General features: G+C 47.0%; 19 protein-coding genes. 8 read left to right on the top strand and 11 right to left on the bottom strand.

Translation table 11 applies throughout. The features are described 5' to 3' along the window. Positions 1-212, bottom strand: a 212-nt coding sequence (locus AC3ZFK_RS07365) for a chaperone NapD (protein ID WP_487507147.1), incomplete at its 3' end; no start/stop codon positions are given. A 311-nt stretch (positions 213-523) separates the two neighbouring features. Here AC3ZFK_RS07365 and AC3ZFK_RS07370 point away from each other — a divergent pair. From AC3ZFK_RS07370 to AC3ZFK_RS07395, 6 genes are read left to right on the top strand one after another with little or no spacing between them, the layout of a single operon-like run. Next, the gene (locus tag AC3ZFK_RS07370) at positions 524-1,033 is read left to right on the top strand and encodes an AsnC family transcriptional regulator (RefSeq protein WP_487507148.1); all 510 of its coding nucleotides are present in this window, start codon (positions 524-526) and stop codon (positions 1,031-1,033) included. Beyond that, entirely contained in the window at positions 1,030-1,584 is a 555-nt protein-coding gene (ahbB, locus tag AC3ZFK_RS07375) for a siroheme decarboxylase subunit beta (RefSeq protein WP_487507149.1), read from the top strand. Before AC3ZFK_RS07370 ends, ahbB (AC3ZFK_RS07375) begins: the two co-directional genes overlap by 4 nt. Positions 1,585-1,586: 2 nt before the next feature. Continuing rightward, a complete protein-coding gene (locus AC3ZFK_RS07380; RefSeq protein WP_487507150.1) occupies positions 1,587-2,057 on the top strand; it encodes an Lrp/AsnC family transcriptional regulator in 471 nt (156 codons plus the stop codon). A 9-nt stretch (positions 2,058-2,066) separates the two neighbouring features. Continuing rightward, positions 2,067-2,561: a siroheme decarboxylase subunit beta gene (ahbB, locus tag AC3ZFK_RS07385; RefSeq protein ID WP_487507151.1), complete on the top strand. Its 495-nt coding sequence runs from the start codon at positions 2,067-2,069 to the stop codon at positions 2,559-2,561. A gap of 10 nt (positions 2,562-2,571) precedes the next feature. Beyond that, positions 2,572-3,714 carry a heme d1 biosynthesis radical SAM protein NirJ gene (gene nirJ / locus AC3ZFK_RS07390; protein WP_487507152.1) on the top strand — a complete coding sequence of 381 codons (1,143 nt, stop codon included), beginning with the start codon at positions 2,572-2,574 and terminating at the stop codon, positions 3,712-3,714. Then, the gene (locus tag AC3ZFK_RS07395) at positions 3,711-5,201 is read left to right on the top strand and encodes a cytochrome D1 domain-containing protein (RefSeq protein WP_487507153.1); all 1,491 of its coding nucleotides are present in this window, start codon (positions 3,711-3,713) and stop codon (positions 5,199-5,201) included. The genes nirJ and AC3ZFK_RS07395 overlap by 4 nt, the downstream gene beginning before the upstream one ends. Before the next feature lie 12 nt (positions 5,202-5,213). Here the strand turns inward: AC3ZFK_RS07395 and AC3ZFK_RS07400 are convergent, their stop codons facing one another. Genes AC3ZFK_RS07400 through AC3ZFK_RS07410 form a run of 3 tightly spaced genes read right to left on the bottom strand, consistent with a single transcriptional unit; the run spans position 5,214 to position 7,848 of the window. Beyond that, on the bottom strand, positions 5,214-6,266 hold the full coding sequence (locus AC3ZFK_RS07400; protein ID WP_487507154.1) for a COX15/CtaA family protein: 1,053 nt from the start codon (positions 6,264-6,266) through the stop codon (positions 5,214-5,216). Then, positions 6,259-7,164 carry a COX15/CtaA family protein gene (locus AC3ZFK_RS07405; protein ID WP_487507155.1) on the bottom strand — a complete coding sequence of 302 codons (906 nt, stop codon included), beginning with the start codon at positions 7,162-7,164 and terminating at the stop codon, positions 6,259-6,261. The genes AC3ZFK_RS07400 and AC3ZFK_RS07405 overlap by 8 nt, the downstream gene beginning before the upstream one ends. Before the next feature lie 3 nt (positions 7,165-7,167). Continuing rightward, on the bottom strand, positions 7,168-7,848 hold the full coding sequence (locus AC3ZFK_RS07410) for an Lcl C-terminal domain-containing protein (protein WP_487507156.1): 681 nt from the start codon (positions 7,846-7,848) through the stop codon (positions 7,168-7,170). Positions 7,849-8,236: 388 nt separating this feature from the next. Between AC3ZFK_RS07410 and AC3ZFK_RS07415 the strand changes: the two genes are divergently transcribed. Together AC3ZFK_RS07415 and AC3ZFK_RS07420 are read left to right on the top strand one after the other, a co-directional pair. Beyond that, complete coding sequence (locus AC3ZFK_RS07415; protein ID WP_487507157.1) at positions 8,237-9,592, top strand: heme-copper oxidase family protein; 1,356 nt, start codon at positions 8,237-8,239, stop codon at positions 9,590-9,592. Between the two features lie 40 nt (positions 9,593-9,632). Next, on the top strand, positions 9,633-9,863 hold the full coding sequence (locus AC3ZFK_RS07420; protein WP_487507158.1) for a hypothetical protein: 231 nt from the start codon (positions 9,633-9,635) through the stop codon (positions 9,861-9,863). A gap of 37 nt (positions 9,864-9,900) precedes the next feature. Here the strand turns inward: AC3ZFK_RS07420 and AC3ZFK_RS07425 are convergent, their stop codons facing one another. From AC3ZFK_RS07425 to AC3ZFK_RS07455, 7 genes are all read right to left on the bottom strand, one after another. Beyond that, complete coding sequence (locus tag AC3ZFK_RS07425; RefSeq protein WP_487507159.1) at positions 9,901-10,206, bottom strand: hypothetical protein; 306 nt, start codon at positions 10,204-10,206, stop codon at positions 9,901-9,903. A gap of 72 nt (positions 10,207-10,278) precedes the next feature. Continuing rightward, positions 10,279-10,782 carry a hypothetical protein gene (locus AC3ZFK_RS07430; protein WP_487507160.1) on the bottom strand — a complete coding sequence of 168 codons (504 nt, stop codon included), beginning with the start codon at positions 10,780-10,782 and terminating at the stop codon, positions 10,279-10,281. Next, complete coding sequence (locus AC3ZFK_RS07435; protein WP_487507161.1) at positions 10,779-12,347, bottom strand: hydrogenase iron-sulfur subunit; 1,569 nt, start codon at positions 12,345-12,347, stop codon at positions 10,779-10,781. Before AC3ZFK_RS07435 ends, AC3ZFK_RS07430 begins: the two co-directional genes overlap by 4 nt. 91 nt (positions 12,348-12,438) lie before the next feature. Continuing rightward, positions 12,439-13,263, bottom strand: coding sequence for an SCO family protein (locus AC3ZFK_RS07440; protein ID WP_487507162.1), 825 nt, complete (start codon positions 13,261-13,263; stop codon positions 12,439-12,441). 25 nt (positions 13,264-13,288) lie between these two features. Continuing rightward, positions 13,289-14,158, bottom strand: coding sequence for a heme o synthase (gene cyoE, locus AC3ZFK_RS07445; protein WP_487507163.1), 870 nt, complete (start codon positions 14,156-14,158; stop codon positions 13,289-13,291). A gap of 119 nt (positions 14,159-14,277) precedes the next feature. Beyond that, on the bottom strand, positions 14,278-16,014 hold the full coding sequence (locus AC3ZFK_RS07450) for a cbb3-type cytochrome c oxidase subunit I (protein ID WP_487507164.1): 1,737 nt from the start codon (positions 16,012-16,014) through the stop codon (positions 14,278-14,280). A gap of 13 nt (positions 16,015-16,027) precedes the next feature. Then, on the bottom strand, positions 16,028-16,570 hold the full coding sequence (locus tag AC3ZFK_RS07455) for a cytochrome C oxidase subunit II (RefSeq protein ID WP_487507165.1): 543 nt from the start codon (positions 16,568-16,570) through the stop codon (positions 16,028-16,030). Positions 16,571-16,767: the final 197 nt, after the last annotated feature.

Below are 16,767 nucleotides of genomic sequence, written 5' to 3' on the forward strand. Positions count from 1 at the left end.
TAAATCATTGAGGCATTCAATACACCATCTATACTGGTAAAACCATTGACTGTATCTGACATTACTGAATCATCATCATGTTCAACGGTTACGATCAATTTCCCATCCTCTGCACCTCCATGAACCTCTGCCCCCTGTAGCTTCTCTATGTCTGCAGTTACAGATGGTGCTCTCTCTGGCCGGACATGTATGATTACGCTACAGATATTCATTACTTTATAAATCCAATTACAAATTGTACTTTTTGAGAAACAGACCACCCGACACATCATCAAATAGCCAAAATCTCATATAACTCTTAGCAGGTATCTTTTAGCGCTGTATAGTTAAATTTTGATTTGACACAGATCAAATAAGATGACAGTTATGTTCTGATATTATATAAAACATGTAGTTACACATATTTTTTATAAGGTTTTTTCGTAAATAGAGAAACCGTCCGAAATATCTGCTGATATTTTTGCTTAACAAATTGATCCAGAACAAATCAGACACCTCCAGTTAGGTAGATAATGTCCACTATATGTCCCAACCATTATCAATACAGGATCGTCGCCTGCTGAATGAGTTTCAGCACCACTTTCCCCTCTCCCCGCACCCCTATGCAGATCTGGCTGAGCGCTTGGGCACTAGTGAGGAGGAGGTACTTGGACAGATAAAACGACTCCAGGGTGATGGATTGATCAGCCGGGTAGGGGCGGTAATTCAGCCCCACACCATTGGCTACAGCACATTGGCTGCAATGAGCATTCCCACTGATAAAATCGAGGATGTGGTGGAGCTTATCAACCAGCTACCGCAGGTTAACCATAACTATGAACGAGAGAACAAGATGAATATCTGGTTTGTGGTAACAGCTGAAGATGAAAACAGTCTAAACCTGATTCTGCAGAGGATCGAGAGAGAGACTGGATACCAGGTCCACTCATTTCCCATGGTAAAAGACTTCCATATTGATCTGGGATTCAAGCTGGACTGGAAACATCCATTCAGCATACAGTCAGGCTCTGTACACCCGGCGGCATTCTCATGATCAGCAACAAGGATGTCTCCATCAAGAAAATCACAGAAGCGGACAAGAGATTGTTGGCTGCGATCCAGACTGGATTACCCCTCACCCCACGACCGTATGATGATATCGGCAAGATGATCGGGATGAGTGAGCATGAGGTCATTGACAGGGTTCAGCAGCTACAGCTTGGCGGAATCATCCGGCGGATGGGAATTATCGTCCACCACCGCCCCCTGGGATACAACGCAAATGCCATGGTGGTGTGGAACCTTCCGACCACTCTTGTAGACGAATTTGGGAAGAAGGTCTCCAAGCTGGATTTTGTTACCCTCTGTTATCAACGAAAAACTGATCCTGATGTATGGCCATATAATCTCTACACCATGATTCACGGCAAGGACCGGGAGAGTGTAATGAAGAGGGTAAATACCCTGCTGTCACTATCTCCGGTTAAGGATATTGACCACCAGATTCTATTCAGTAGTCGCCGCTTCAAACAGCAAGGTGCTCGTTACTTTTCATCCACAAGCAGAGCGGCAACTGCAGTTGCTCCTGAGCTAAAGCCTGAATAATCATGAGGAGAGAAGATGCTCCTGTTCTGGATACTATTAATCGCAGAATCATAAACAACCTGCAGGGCGGGTTTCCTGTTACTGAGTCCCCATACCGCGATATTGCCTTTAAAATCGGAATCACGGAAGATGAGCTGTTATGGCGGCTTGAGGTTATGAAAACCGATCAGATCTATTCAAGATTTGGGCCGCTCTATAATGCCGAGGCCCTTGGAGGGGCAGTTACTCTGGCTGCGATCAAGGTGCCTGAGGATGATTTCGAACGTGTAACCGAACTGGTTAATGCCCATGATGAGGTAGCCCATAACTACAGACGTTCACCATCCCCCCTCAATATGTGGTTTGTGCTATCAACCGAGAGTAGCGAGGAGATTAGCGTGGTACTTGATGAGATAGCGCAGGAGACCGGGCTCGAGGTCTACAATATGCCGAAGCAGAAAGAGTACTTTCTGGAGCTCAAACTCTTCGTCTGAGAAGTTTATATGGATGAGATAGATCGTAAAATAATTGCCGCCACTCAGTCTGGATTGCCCCTGGTAAATCACCCCTATCATGAGGTGGCAGAGTCGCTTGGACTCTCTGCAGAGGATGTAATGGAGAGAATGCGAGCCATGCTGGAGAGTGGCATTATCCGTAGAATCGGTATAATCCCAAACCACTACAAGCTTGGTTACAAGTCCAATGGAATGACAGTATGGGATGTACCTGATGAGGAGATTGATACTCTTGGCAAGTCTATTGGAAAACTTGAGTTTGTCAGCCACTGTTATCAGAGACCTCGCCATCTGCCGGAATGGCCATATAACCTGTTTGCCATGGTTCATGGAAAAACCCGCAATGAGGTAATGTCAAAAGCTAAACAGATTGAGGATATTATGGGGCAATCGGTGCGCTCTCATGACATTCTCTTCAGTGATGCTGTACTGAAAAAAACCGGGCTGCGCCTGCTCAAGGCACATAATAAAAACCAAGAGTAGAGAGTGCAGGATGTTTAGAATCAGCCAATACATGAAGGAGCTACGTACTCCAACACCCATTCAACCGACTCGGGCTCCATCTGGTCCAGTTGTGATCTGGAATCTGATCAGACGCTGCAATCTAACCTGTAAACACTGTTACTCAATCTCTGCTGATACCAACTTCAAGGGAGAGCTCTCCACTGAGGAGATTTTTACGGTGATGGATAATCTTAAACAGTATGGAGTAAAGGTGCTGATCCTCTCTGGAGGGGAACCTCTGATGAGACCGGATATCTTCGAGATCTCTCACCGAGCCAAAGAGATGGGGTTCTACGTCGGCCTCTCCACCAACGGAACATTGATCGACTATGACAACATAGACCGGATTGCAGCTGTTGGGTATGACTATGTGGGAATCAGTATCGACGGGATGCGTGAGACCCATGACCAGTTTCGTCGCAAAGAGGGAGCCTATGAGGAGGCAATGACTGGAATACGGCTATGTATGCAACATCAGATCAAGGTTGGATTACGCTTCACCCTTACCCAGGACAATGAGAATGAACTTCCCCAGATGCTGAAGATGCTGGAGATGAAAAATATCGAGAAGTTTTATCTGTCACATCTCAACTATGCAGGACGGGGAAACAAAAATCGTGAGGATGATGCATACCACCAGAGCACAAGACGGGCTATGGATCTGCTGTTTGAGTCAGCCATGCAATCTGTACAGCACGGTATTAAACGAGAGTATGTGACTGGCAACAATGATGCGGATGGCGTCTATCTACTGCACTGGGCGAGAAAAAATTATCCTGAACATGCTGATCATATTGAAGAGAAGCTGATGCAGTGGGGAGGAAATCAGTCTGGAGTGAATATCTCGAATATCGATAATCTGGGAAATGTACATCCAGACACCATGTGGTGGGACTATAACCTTGGCAACGTCAGGGAGAGGCCTTTCTCCGAGATTTGGGAAGATACCAGTGACCCTCTGATGGCTGGTCTCAAACAGCAACCACGAGATGTGAAGGGGCGCTGCAGAGAGTGCGCATATCTGAAAATATGTGGCGGCAACACCAGAGTACGTGCACTGCAGCTCAGTGGTGATGTCTGGGCAGAGGATCCCGGTTGTTATCTGACTGATGAGGAGATTGGGGTTTTATGAAAACATTAATAGCCTCTCTACTATTTATACTAACGCCCCTCCAGGCTGCAGAGCAGTCAGCAACCCTGGCTAATGAAGATCTCTATCAACAGAACTGTGCTGCCTGTCATGGTGCCGATCGACTTGGACTGGTAGGACCTGCACTGCTTCCGGAAAACCTGAAACGCCTGCGCAAGAAGGCTGCCATCGAGACAGTAACCAACGGACGCCCGTCCACCCAGATGCCCCCTTTTGACGAAAAGTTAAGTGGTGAGCAGATCAAGGCACTGGTCTCGCACATCTATACTCCACTAATGGATATTCCTGACTGGGGCGAGAGTGAGATAGAGAAGAGCTATATTAGTTACACCCCTCTCACCGCTCTACCAACAGAGCCTCAACACTATGCTGACCCACTAAATCTCTTTTTTGTGGTGGAGGCAGGAGACCACCATGCCACTATTCTGGATGGCGACAAACTGGAACCAATACACCGTTTCAAGACCCGCTTCGCGCTTCATGGAGGGGCCAAATACTCACCTGATGGACGTTTTGTCTATTTTGCCTCACGTGATGGATGGGTGACCCTGTTTGATCTCCACAGCATGCAGATGGTTGCCGAGATAAGAGCCGGTATCAATACCCGTAATATTGCTGTCTCCAGTGATGGCAATACAGTTGCTGTGGGCAACTACCTTCCACATAACCTGGTTCTGTTGAATGCCAACGATCTATCTCTAAAGAGTGTGATTCAGGTGGCGTCTGGAGGAGAGAGCTCGCGGGTCAGTGCGGTCTATGATGCCACACCACGTAACAGCTTTATTCTTGCACTCAAAGATCTGCCTGAGGTATGGGAGATCCCCTTCCCTACCGATGCTCAGCCAGAACCCGTCATCAGAAAAATCATGCTACAAGAGACTCTGGATGACTTCTTCTTTGATCAACAGTACAAACATCTGATCGGATCATCCAGAAAAGGCCAGGGCCAGGTAATTGATCTTGATCTGGGCAGAAAGATTGCAGACATCTCACTAGAGGGGATGCCCCATCTGGGATCAGGAATTAGCTGGAGGCGTGGTAATCAAACTGTAATGGCATCCCCAAACCTGCGCAAAAGTGCTCTTACCATCATTGATGTTAATAACTGGAAAACCATTGAGGAAATCAAGACCAAGGGGCCTGGATTCTTTATGCGCAGCCATGAGAATAGCCGTTACGCCTGGGCTGATGTCTTCTTCGGCCCCAACCGTGACCTGGTACATATTATTGACAAGCAGTCACTGGAGATTGTCAAAACAGTACGTCCCGCCCCCGGGAAAACCGCTGCCCATATCGAGTTTACCCGTGATGGACGTTATGCCCTGCTCAGTATCTGGGAGGAGGATGGTGCTCTGATAGTGTACGACGGAGATACCCTGGAGGAGATAAAACGAATCCCCATGAAGAAACCTGTCGGCAAGTATAATGTCTTCAACAAGATCACCAAATCCGAGGGTACCAGCCACTAGTACTCGGAAACTCTATCTCATCCCACGACGAGCTGCATAGGTGACAAACAGGGTTATGGTGAAGAGTGCCACAGCACCTGCCTGATGGGTTGATGCCAGATGAATTGGCACAACCAGTAAAAGCGTACTGATTCCGAGAGCCACCTGAATCAGCACCATTACCATCAGTGCATTCATCCCGCTACGGGCATATTTAGAGAGCTCTGCCTGTCGATATCGGAACCAGACAGTTATGGTTGCTATCAATACGGTAATTGCCAGGATGCGGTGGTCAAACTGTACTGTGGTTCTGTTTTCAAAGAAGTTGATCCAGAGCGGGCTCTCCCTGAAGAGACCATCAGGGATATACATTCCATTCATGTCCGGAAAGGTATTGTAACCATACCCTGCCTTGAGACCTGCAACAAACCCGCCCGAGAGTATAGTGATCACAATCAGGATAGTTAGCCAGCGTGATGTTCCATATAGTTTAGCCGAGAGATTTCTGCCCATTCTGAATTTGGCATTAGGAAGCAGATAGCCAAGCGCGGTCCAGAACAGGTATGCATAGATCAGGAATGCTGCCGCAAGATGTGCAGTCAGACGATACTGGCTAACATGAGGGTTATCAATCAACCCACTCTTGACCATGTACCATCCCAACACACCCTGAAGACCACCCAGGATGAACATCAGAATAAATCGTGGGATAGCCGAACGCTGAATCTTGCCGGTAACCCAAAAGTAGATGAATGGCAGCAGGAAGGCGAGGCCAATCAGACGCCCCAGAACCCTGTGCAGATACTCTAACAGGAAGATTGACTGGAAGCCTGCCAAGTCCATCCCCATATTGATCTTCTGGTACTCGGGGGATTGACGATAGAGGTCAAACACACGCTCCCACTCCATCTGAGTCAGTGGCGGAATCCACCCCATCAGTGGATCCCAATCCACCATTGAGAGGCCGGAGCCAGTCAGACGAGTAATCCCGCCAAGCACCACCATCGCATAGATAAGCAGGCAGACGGCAAGGAGCCAGATCCCGATCTGGCGATTGTGGTTATATGCTGAAAGAGAACTATACACCGCTCTCTATCCCCTTCTCTGTTCTCACACCAGTAACCGAAGAATAGATCAGCAGAGCAGCTATAAGCAATTGGGAAAGTGTAGAGTGAACTGAGGTCACAATCAGTGGAAGCTGCTCCTCCACCATGAGGCCACCAAGCTTGATCTGTACAAATAGCAGCAGTAGCAATATGAGTAGAAAATTTCTCTGACCTGAATCACCTCTCCTGAGGGCACGCAGCAACATTACCCCAAAATAGAGAATAGCAACCGCTGCCGAGAATCTGTGCATCATATGCATCTGAATTAAAGGATTTTCTGCCCACCAATATCCATTGCAGTCAGGTAGGGTTGTACAGGCCATGCCTGCAAATTTGGCAGAGACCATCCCGCCCTGCATAAACATGGTCAGTAGCAACATGGCACCGGCCAGCATAACCACCCTCTGCAATGAGAATCTCTGCTCCCAGCCAAAAACTCCAGCCATCAACAGGGCAGAAGAACCCAACAGAATCATTCCCCCCAAAAGGTTACCCATAACCACCCAGAGACCAAGTGATCCACCTGCGGTTATCCCCAGCCCTGCGAGCCACAATACAGTACCGCCCATGGTCACGGCATATTTCCTTAATCTGGCATCACTCTCTCCAGCCCTAATCAATACAATATTTACCAGCAACACAAGTATTGCAATAACACCAGCCAGGGTGCGGTGTGTCATGGTTGCTAAATGGTATTCACCCTCGGCAATACCGGCAAAACCCTTGGCCTCACCAGTTACTCCAACCTCACCATAACAGAGTGGCCGTTCAACACACTCCAGCCCGGACTTTACATGCCTGATATACGAGCTGGTAAAGTTGAGGGTCACCACCAGCAGAACTGTTATTACAACCAGATAACGGATATTCAACCTCATCTATTACTGCTCTCTTCGTTCTGGCCTCTCACCAAAGAGTTCATTTTTATTGTCTTGAATATATTCGTTATCTACCTTTCCAGCAACCAGGCGAATATGTTTGGGGTTTTTCTGCCAATCCACATGATCATAGCCCAGCTTGAAATCCCAGGCCCATGCACTTCCTCCCTGGAACGCATAGGTTGAAGCTGTCCAATAATCAGCGGCATGTCCATTAGGGAAGAAATTACGAAAGTTCGGGTCAATACTTCTGTCCTTGCTGATAAATGCTATAGAACCCATCTCTATATTCTCTGGCAGATGCCAATCATTCAGACCACAGATTCCCTCCTTGTTAACCTCTGCCACATAAGAGATCGCATCACAATCACTCCCTGCACAGCTGCCTCCATTGGCTACACCTATGAAATTCTCTCTCATCTCGGGGTCATACCAGGTATAGGTGTTGTCGGCAGAACGTAGCTCACCTGGCTCAGGCCTCTTTACCTCCCAGTGAAGCCCTGTTGATTTGTCATATACACACTCCCATGGGGCATCAGCATAATTTCCACTACCACTGTACACAGATCCATCTGCAGTTACTCTGACAAAGTTCTCCTCACGGATCTTTCTATCCTCATCTGTGAGCCCTTCGCATCCCATCAAAAATAGTGGGAACAGGATCAAGCCTATTACTTTTTTCATAGCCGATAAATTTCCTAATGACAAGTTTTTGGTGATCAGGTATCGCTTGTTGCGATCTGAATATGTGGCCCGCAGTATACTATTTTTTCAACCTGTTGAGCGATCAAAACATTCTATCGTCCGAGAGGTGAAGGTATGTACAATTAGGGGATCTTTAACTGCGGGCACAAATACAGAGAAAAGAGATGAGAGAGCTAAGTACGTTCTGGATTATCGGCATCATTTTAAATCTTGGGGTTGTTATATCCGCATTTGTCTGGCTCTTCAAAATAATGGAACGTCCAGACAAACAGACTAAAGAGCAAAACCGCAACAAATAACAACAATCTTGCCTGCTGCAGTGGATCACAAACTGTTGCGGTAGAGCAAGTGCTGAAGAGTTACCACAATGAACAGACAACCCGATTACCAACCCACCATCCCTGAAGCTGTCCAGCCATTAATCAGAGGGTGGATATATCTGGCGTTGGCCTCACTTATCGTCCCCGGACTGACAGCTGTACTTCTGGTGTTGCTGCGTACATTGGTAGTTGATTCGGCATCATGGACCGATCTGTTTCGTACTGCACTGGTTGTCCATGTAGACCTTTCTGTCTTTGTCTGGTTTCTTGCTATCGGGGGTGCGTTGTGGACCAGCATGCTGTCATCACCAACCATGGCTGCCAGATGGTCGCTGCGTCTGGCGGTAGCTGGCACGGTGATCATATCAATTGCTCCACTACTGGGGGCAACCACTCCGATAATGAACAACTATATTCCGGTACTGGACCATCCAATCTTTCATCTTGGTCTTGGTCTCTTTGCGGTCGGTATACTCCTTCTGGCCCCAGCCATCATGAAGAGACCCCCCAGGCTGTTTCCAGATAGTGGGAAGGGATTGATACAGCTTGGTGGATGGCTTGCCATGCTGGCAACAGTTATTGCGGCAATAACATTTATCCATACCTATACATCCATCCCTCCAGACCCAGATAGAGCGGCCGTCACCTATTATGAGATCCTGTTCTGGTCAGATGGACACATCCTGCAATTTACCTATACGACCCTGCTGGTAATTGCCTGGCTGGCATTGGGTTCTGCGCTCAAGATGGAGACTCTTCCCTCTCCAGGAAGCACTGCAACCATGCTGGTTGTCGGCTTTATCCCACTGATTATTGTGCCCTGGATTCTTGCCTCATTTGGGGTGCTCTCTGCAGAGTACCGTGGGTGGTTTACCTGGCTGATGCGTTATGGCAATAGTGTGGCGCCGATACTTGTATCGCTGTTCCTGCTGGCTGGACTGTTCCGCACCAGTATAAAGAGTGCTGAGCAGCGACCTCTTCACGCCTCCCTGGTTGCATCATTCATCCTGTTCGCCGCCGGCGGCATTATTGGATTTATGATCTCTGGATACAACACCATTATTCCCGCCCATTATCATGGATCCATTGTTGGGGTAACACTCGCCTTCATGGGGCTGGTTTACATCTTGTTGCCAAAAGTTGGGTTTACCGCCCCAAGCGGAAAAATGGCCACACTACAGCCTTACATATATGCCGTTGGGCAGCTTATGCATGTTGCAGGACTGGCGCTGTCAGGTGGCCACGGTGCAGCCCGAAAGAGTGTCGGTGGTTCTATAGGGGCAGATAATTTTTACGGTGCGCTGAGTGTCAGCTTTACCCGCATTGGCGGACTGCTGGCCGTAGTTGGCGGAGTGCTTTTTCTGGTGGTATGCTGGAAATCAATTCGTGCCAAACGAGGTTAGTTGGCGTTAATATATGGCTTTGCAATAGGAGATAGCAAGTATGGAAATGGTACTCTACACAGTAATAGCAGTTGTGCTCTATCTGGTATCAGACAGAATTCTAGGTTACCTGGAGTCAATGTACGGAAAAGTGCTTCCATACAGAAGCGTTATATTCTTTGTGATTATCCTGATACTTGCTGTCACTGTTTTCAGTATTATGGAGAATATCATGATGCCGGAAGATGGAGCGCTACTGAACAATGGCTCTTATCCATGGTCTGGCCGATAGAGTCCAAATCTCTTAACCAGAGACTATTTACCAGACTTTATTGATTGGATTTTACCTTTACCCCATAACGCTTATTGCTTTCGCACAGAGAGTTCTTGGAGCGCCAGCTGCCATTCTCCTGGGTATAGCTTGTTTTGGGAACCTCAATCTCTCTACCATTCTTGATCTCAAAAATTGTCACCTTACCAGGATCAGGCTCACGTACTCTCATCAATCTTCCGAGACTACATAGAGTATCTGCATAGTAGTGAATCGTCATATCCGAGTAGAAGCCACCCTCGCAGTCTGTATCACAGTAGTCCTCATTCTTGAATATATCGACAACTGCCTTGTACGTATACATTGGGCAACGTCTCTTACCAAAAAAATTACTCAGTATCCCCATACTCTCCCCTCCGGTAAATTTAGATAAATATTACTCAAAGATAAACTTCCCATGTTTTGCGTCAAAATCCACCACTACGATCTCTGCCGGAGCCATCTCAATATCCTTCTCAGCAATATAGTCAAACTCGTCACTGTCTACACTATCACGCATCTTCACTCCAAGCCTGTGTTTACCAGACGGCACTGTTATCTTCTGATAGGTATAGCCTGCAGCATCGTGGTGTAGCCCTGACGGCATGATGGTCTCCGAGTGAACCACCTCGCCATCAAGCTCCAGTTCAATAAAAATTGGAGAACGCTCTCTGGGACATACCACAGGCATTCGCATGTTTGGCGGAAGTTTGGCGAGCTGCTCAGGGGTCTGTTTAACACACTCCCCGGCTGGTTCACTGGTGTGAGCGAGACTGATCTTGATCAGTGCTGTATCAGGACCCATGTGGTTATATGACGGTGATGTAGAGAGGTATCCAACTACCGCCATAAACAGTCCATAGAGCACAACCTGACCGATTATCTGCATAACCTTGTTCATTGTTTAGTCTCCTCTCCACTGCCATCTTCACCATCCTGCTCACCGCTATAACTCTGCAGATAATCACGGAACTCGTTGATCTGTGAATCAAGTTTTTTCTGGTCAGGGCTCTCGGCACGGAAAATCCGGATACGATTACGATCAACTCGTGAGCGCAGCGCAGGCTTCCTGTCCTTATGAATCCTCCCATCAAGCCAGTGGTTACCTAGACGATAGTGACAGTTATTCTCCAGACAACCGGTTATAAATACACCATCGACATTGCCGCGCCTGAATGCATAATCAATGAATGAGGCTGGCAACATTCCTGTACACGGGAGGGTAACTACTGCGGTATCGCCACCTTTGTATCTCTCCAGCTCTGCTGCATGATCACAACCAAAGATAATAATACTGGTGTCACCATCCAGCTCTTCCAGTTTGGAGTTACACTCCTCACGCAACATATTGACTGACTCATGAGGCATATCGATGCCGGTTACCAGTGGATCCATTTTTCTGAATGGAGTTGATGATGGACAAGAGCCAGCGCAGATACCACAACTTGCACAGTAACTATCGTGTACTACTGCAACTTCATCATAAGGGAGATCATCAGTTCTTGGCTCCATTGTGATTGCACTGTATGGACAGTCATCCACACACTGGCCACAGCCATTGCACTCCTCCGGGAAGATCTCGGCAACTGGTGGCTGCTTCTTCTTGGGGAACCATGGAAGGATAATCAACAGAGCACTAACTGCCCACACCAGAGACCATACCGCCCACATTGGCCAATTATCAGCCAGTGGATATATATTCAGATAGAACCAGTCCAGGTTTATATCGGTTGGTACAGTATCAAGATTTGCCTGTTCATGGCTCACTGCAGGCTTGTACAGTGAGAGCGCAACCAGGGCAACGAGTGTTCCAATAGCCAGTCCACGTGGTGGATTAATCACTGAACGGCTTATACGCAGAAGATGAATCCAGATCCCGAACAGTAGAAAGATTGGCAGACCGATAACGTGGATAAATGCAATCAGGGTAAAGAACCGATCATTCATGTCATCGTTGGTCAGGAAGTTCCTGGCCATGGGCTCGGTAAAAATAGGCAGCCAGTCCATCATCTCTGATGATGCAATTGCAACATACTGGGCCATGGTATCCCATACCATCCAGTACCCAGAGATACCCAGCAATGCTGTCATCCAGAGCAGTGGCACCCCGGAAAACCATGAGAACCAACGAAAACTGCGGAACCGATCCAACACAAACTCACGAGTCAGGTGAAGGATAATGGTAATGATTGCGGCATCAGACGCATATCGGTGGAGACTACGCATGATTCCAGCAGACCACCACAACTCATTGCTCATATATTCCAGTGATGACCAGGCCCCGAATATACTGGATTCATAAAGCACAAAAACATATATTCCACTTACCAGAACAATCCAGAATAGATATACAGTAAGGGCTCCCAGATGGTACATGGGGTTCAGCTCTTTGGTAAAGAACATATTAAACCAACCCTCCATCGTAGAGACGGTGTACTCTCTGATTTTTTGTATACGATTAGTCATAAGTGATAATTTTATTGGGCCTTACTTAGCTCTTTATTATATTGCACGTGTCACATTACTATTCAAATATTTCTAAAATATTTCCATAATGTTATTTGCGTTTGTTAATCACAAACTCCTTGATCAGAAAATAGACCCCAATGGCAATAATCATGAAGCCGATAAACATACTGACAAAAATCGAGTAATCAAAACGATAACCGCCACTGGCAGGATCATATACAGTACAGAAGAAGCGCACACGATCCCCTATATTTGCAACAATTCCCCTATTGGTCGGGCGCTTATAGACCAACTCCTTGAGCGGTTCCATAAACAGCGGTGCATCGTAAGATTCACCATAAACCTGGGTATATATTTTACCCTGCTGGTCAACAATAGTTGCCTGCAGAATATGGTCAAATCCCCTGGTGGTCTTAATATAGGTAAAACCTACATCTTCAATAAACCTCTTCACACTGCCGCCGTCACCACTCAGAAAATACCAGTTATCGATATCAATGCTTCTCGACTTGGCGTAGTCCTCCATCATCTCCGGACTATCAATCATGGTGTCAAAACCGAGGGTAATAACATTGAATTTGTCAGAACCAAGTGATTCATTGGCAATCGCGACCATCTTTTTAAGATGCTCGGTAGTCATCTGGCATATATGGTAACAACTGGTGTATACCAGATTAACCACTAACGGCTTGTTGCGGAAACTTTCAAGATGAACCGGCATCCCGTTAATATCGGTGAAGGTATAGTCTGACAATAGATTACCAACCGCCCCCCTGCTCTTTTCAAGGGCTGACGCGTGGTCAAAAACATTATCTTCTGCAGTTGCAGAGAGTGATATCTGCGCAACACCAAGAAATAGAAGCACCAGAGATGCCGTAGAGAACCTAAGGCTGCTGTATAGCCACTTGTACACAGAGAGATCCTCTAGGTATTTTTAATCAGACCAGCTGAATATCAACAACAGCTGCAATCAATAGTAGTGTCAGCTGAAAAAGTGATGCGTAAAAACTGGACATTGCCGTGTCCCGATTGGTATCACGGATAAGTACAATATTTTTATAGAGGAAGTAAAAACCACCAACTGCGGCACCTACAAAATAGACAGGACCCAGTCCCAGATCAAAAAATAGTGGGGAAAATGATACGCTCACAAGAAGTATGGAGTTACCAAAGATTGCCCATGCCGCCTTGTGGTCACCAACAACTACAGGAAGCATCGGAATCCCGCCACGCGCATAATCGTCATGCAGGGTTATCGCCAGACTCCAGAAATGTGAAGGGGTCCACAAAAAGAGGACCACAGCAAGAATAAGTGGAAATGTATCCAGACCGGTTGGATTTACTGTTGCAGCACCAGCCAATACAGCAAAACTACCGGCAAGTCCGCCAACAACAATATTGAGCCAGGTTCTACGCTTTAACCACCATGTATAGACAAACGCATAGAAAAAGGCACCAAGAAAAACATAAAATGCGGCTACGCCATTCAATATATAGGCGGCACTAAGAACAGACACGAAGAGTAGAGCGTAGAGGAACAGTGGCCAGCCAATACCGGCCTTGATCTCACCAGTTACAAATGGGCGATTGCGTGTTCTCTCCATGCGTCCATCATAATTACGCTCAAGATATTGGTTAAACCCACCTGCACTTGCAGATGAGAGCAGAACAACAACCAACAGGGTCAATATCTGTGGTAGCGGGACAGATGGCCCTGGAGTAACGGCCAGCCCGACAAGCGCTGTAAGCGCAATGGTGACGCCAATACGTAACTTAAAGATATTTGCAATTTGCTTAAATCCAAGCACCACGATGCTATTACCTCGTTAATTCAGAACTTGTACTATGCTCCCATTATAACAGAGCAACCTAATATACAATAAAAAACAGGGGCAGGCGGGAAGCCTGCCCCTGAATTTTGGTCCGCTTATGCAAGTCCCCAGACAGATGCCAGGTACTTCCAGTTAACGAAGTAGTAGAGAACAAAGGTAACGAGGAAGGCTAGAGCCAGAACAAATGTTCCTGGAGCAATAAACCATCCCATACCGATCTTGCCGTGACCCTCATCTGCAGGAGCGCGCATCAGCATTGCTGGTTTCTCTGTAGTGTAGCTGTCAATGCCACGGAACCCCATGAACCCAACCTTGCTATCAGCCTTCTTGCCGAAGAGCAGTGTGCCCACTGTCAGCAGACAGAATATGGCACCGCCAAGAACCGCAAGGATTGCAAAGATACCGGCCAGACCCATAATGGTATAGGCAATCGCAGGATACTCATATGCATAAGGAGCACCAGTAAATGCCATATCCCAATGTCTACGTGCAACACCCATGGTACCAGCACCCATCAGGAAGAGGGATACACCCGCCATGCCAAGACCGAAGAGGTATGGCTGCAGTTTGGCAATTGATGGGAAGATGATCTCACGACCAAACAGAGTTGGTAGCAGGAAGTATGTTACTGACATAAACGCCATTGTTGTACCCAGTACCACAGTTGCGTGGAAGTGACCTGGAACATAGATGGTGTTATGGATGATCAGGTTAATCTGCTCAACACCCATGACCACGCCCGAGATACCACCGAGGAATCCGAAACCGATCAACGAAATAAACATTGAGGAGAACACAGGATTACCCCAAGGCGCCTTCTTCAGCCACTGGAAGAGACCACGATTGAGCCCTTTCATACGCTGAGCAACCTCAATGGATCCTGGAACAGTCAATCCGTGAATCATACTAGCCAGTACAGCGAGGTACATTGCATAACTGGTGTTGAATACCTTCCATACAGAACTCACACCTGGGTCAACCAGAATATGGTGAGCAGAAGCAAGCTGGAGGAAGAGGATGTACAACAGGAATGCTGAACGACTGATCTTCTCTGACATTGGTTTTGCCCCAAACAGAAGTGCTGCAACCATGTACCAGATTGAGATATGGGCGGCAACGTTGATCTGCTGTGAAGAGTGGCCAAGTGCCCACCAGATAACTCGATACATCAGTGGATCGATATTTGAGATCAGTCCAAGAGACCAGAGGAACGTAGGAATCAGAATGATTGCACCAGATGCGATGGTAAAGACAGCAATGATTGCTGCAACTGTTGCACCAAATACAACCAGAGGAACTGACCCTTCATAACTCTTCTCCTCTTTGGCAATTACAAGCGTACCGAAGAAGATGAAACAACCGATCAGAGCACCAACAGCAAACAGAATAAGCCCAAGATAAAACAGGGGATCTGCTGGCATTGGCACATAAGAGGTCATCATCACACTGGAGTTACCCATAATGATGGCATAGTTGGTAATCAACGCACCAACAAGCATAAGGCCGAACTGAACCCAACCCCATCTTGGTGTTGCCAATCTCGAACGCAGTAGCGTTGATGAGGCAAAGTAGAGTACTGCCATCTCAAAGAAGATGATATAGATAATCAACATATCGATACCGTGACCAGTCAGTGCCTGATAGAACTGACCGGCTGGAAGTATATGCAGTGTTGGCATACGTGTAGCCGTTACCAGCGCAGCAAGGATTCCACCAATAAGGAGGAATACCGTAGCAGCAATAGCATTGGCCTTCATTAGATTTTCCGCATTCTTGTGAAAGACAAGCCCTGTGCCTGTCTCTGTACGGAATAGTGGTTTTGCGAAACTCATTATTAATTACCCCTTATTCTGTAACGTAAATTTTACTGGTCATGAAATGATGACCTACACCACAATACTCATTACAGATTATTGTGAACTCACCAGTCTGGTTTGGCGTAATTGTTATTACTGACTCATAACCAGGCAGAACTTGAGTATTTACATTGATTGGCTGTACAGAAAAACCGTGCTGCCAGTCAATTGAAGAGAGATGGAGACGATATGACTCGCCCTTCTTCAGCTCCAGAGCTGGGTACCACTGCCACTTCTTGCCAAGCATATAGACATCACTGCCAACAGGAGGAGCCACAACCGGCACATTCCAGTTAGTCTCTCTACGCACTTCGTGTGCAGCAACCATGGCATCAACCTCTGCCTGAAACTTTTCAGGGGTGGTTTTATATGCCTCATTGGAGAGGTTCTGGTTTCCATAGATGTGCCAGATAGGCATCATCGCAAACATGAACAGGCACCAGATCAGTGCGATCGCGACCCATAATCCCTCGGAACGATCTACCGGAGTTTTCCACCAGATGGTTTCTGCTGGGGGTAGTATTGAACTCATAACAGACTCTCCTCCTTAATTATGGGGCCATGGGGATAGAGATGATCTCCATAATTCCCCACATGGTATAGAAAACGGTTGGTACGGCTATTCCAAGAAATAGCAACAAGAATGGGTTATCGAGCAAGCGCTGCATTGCAGGTACTCTCTCTTCGTTTGTCTGTTCTTCCACTAGTTGACTCCCTCTGATGTTATAA

This window comes from Candidatus Thiopontia autotrophica (assembly GCF_982804495.1).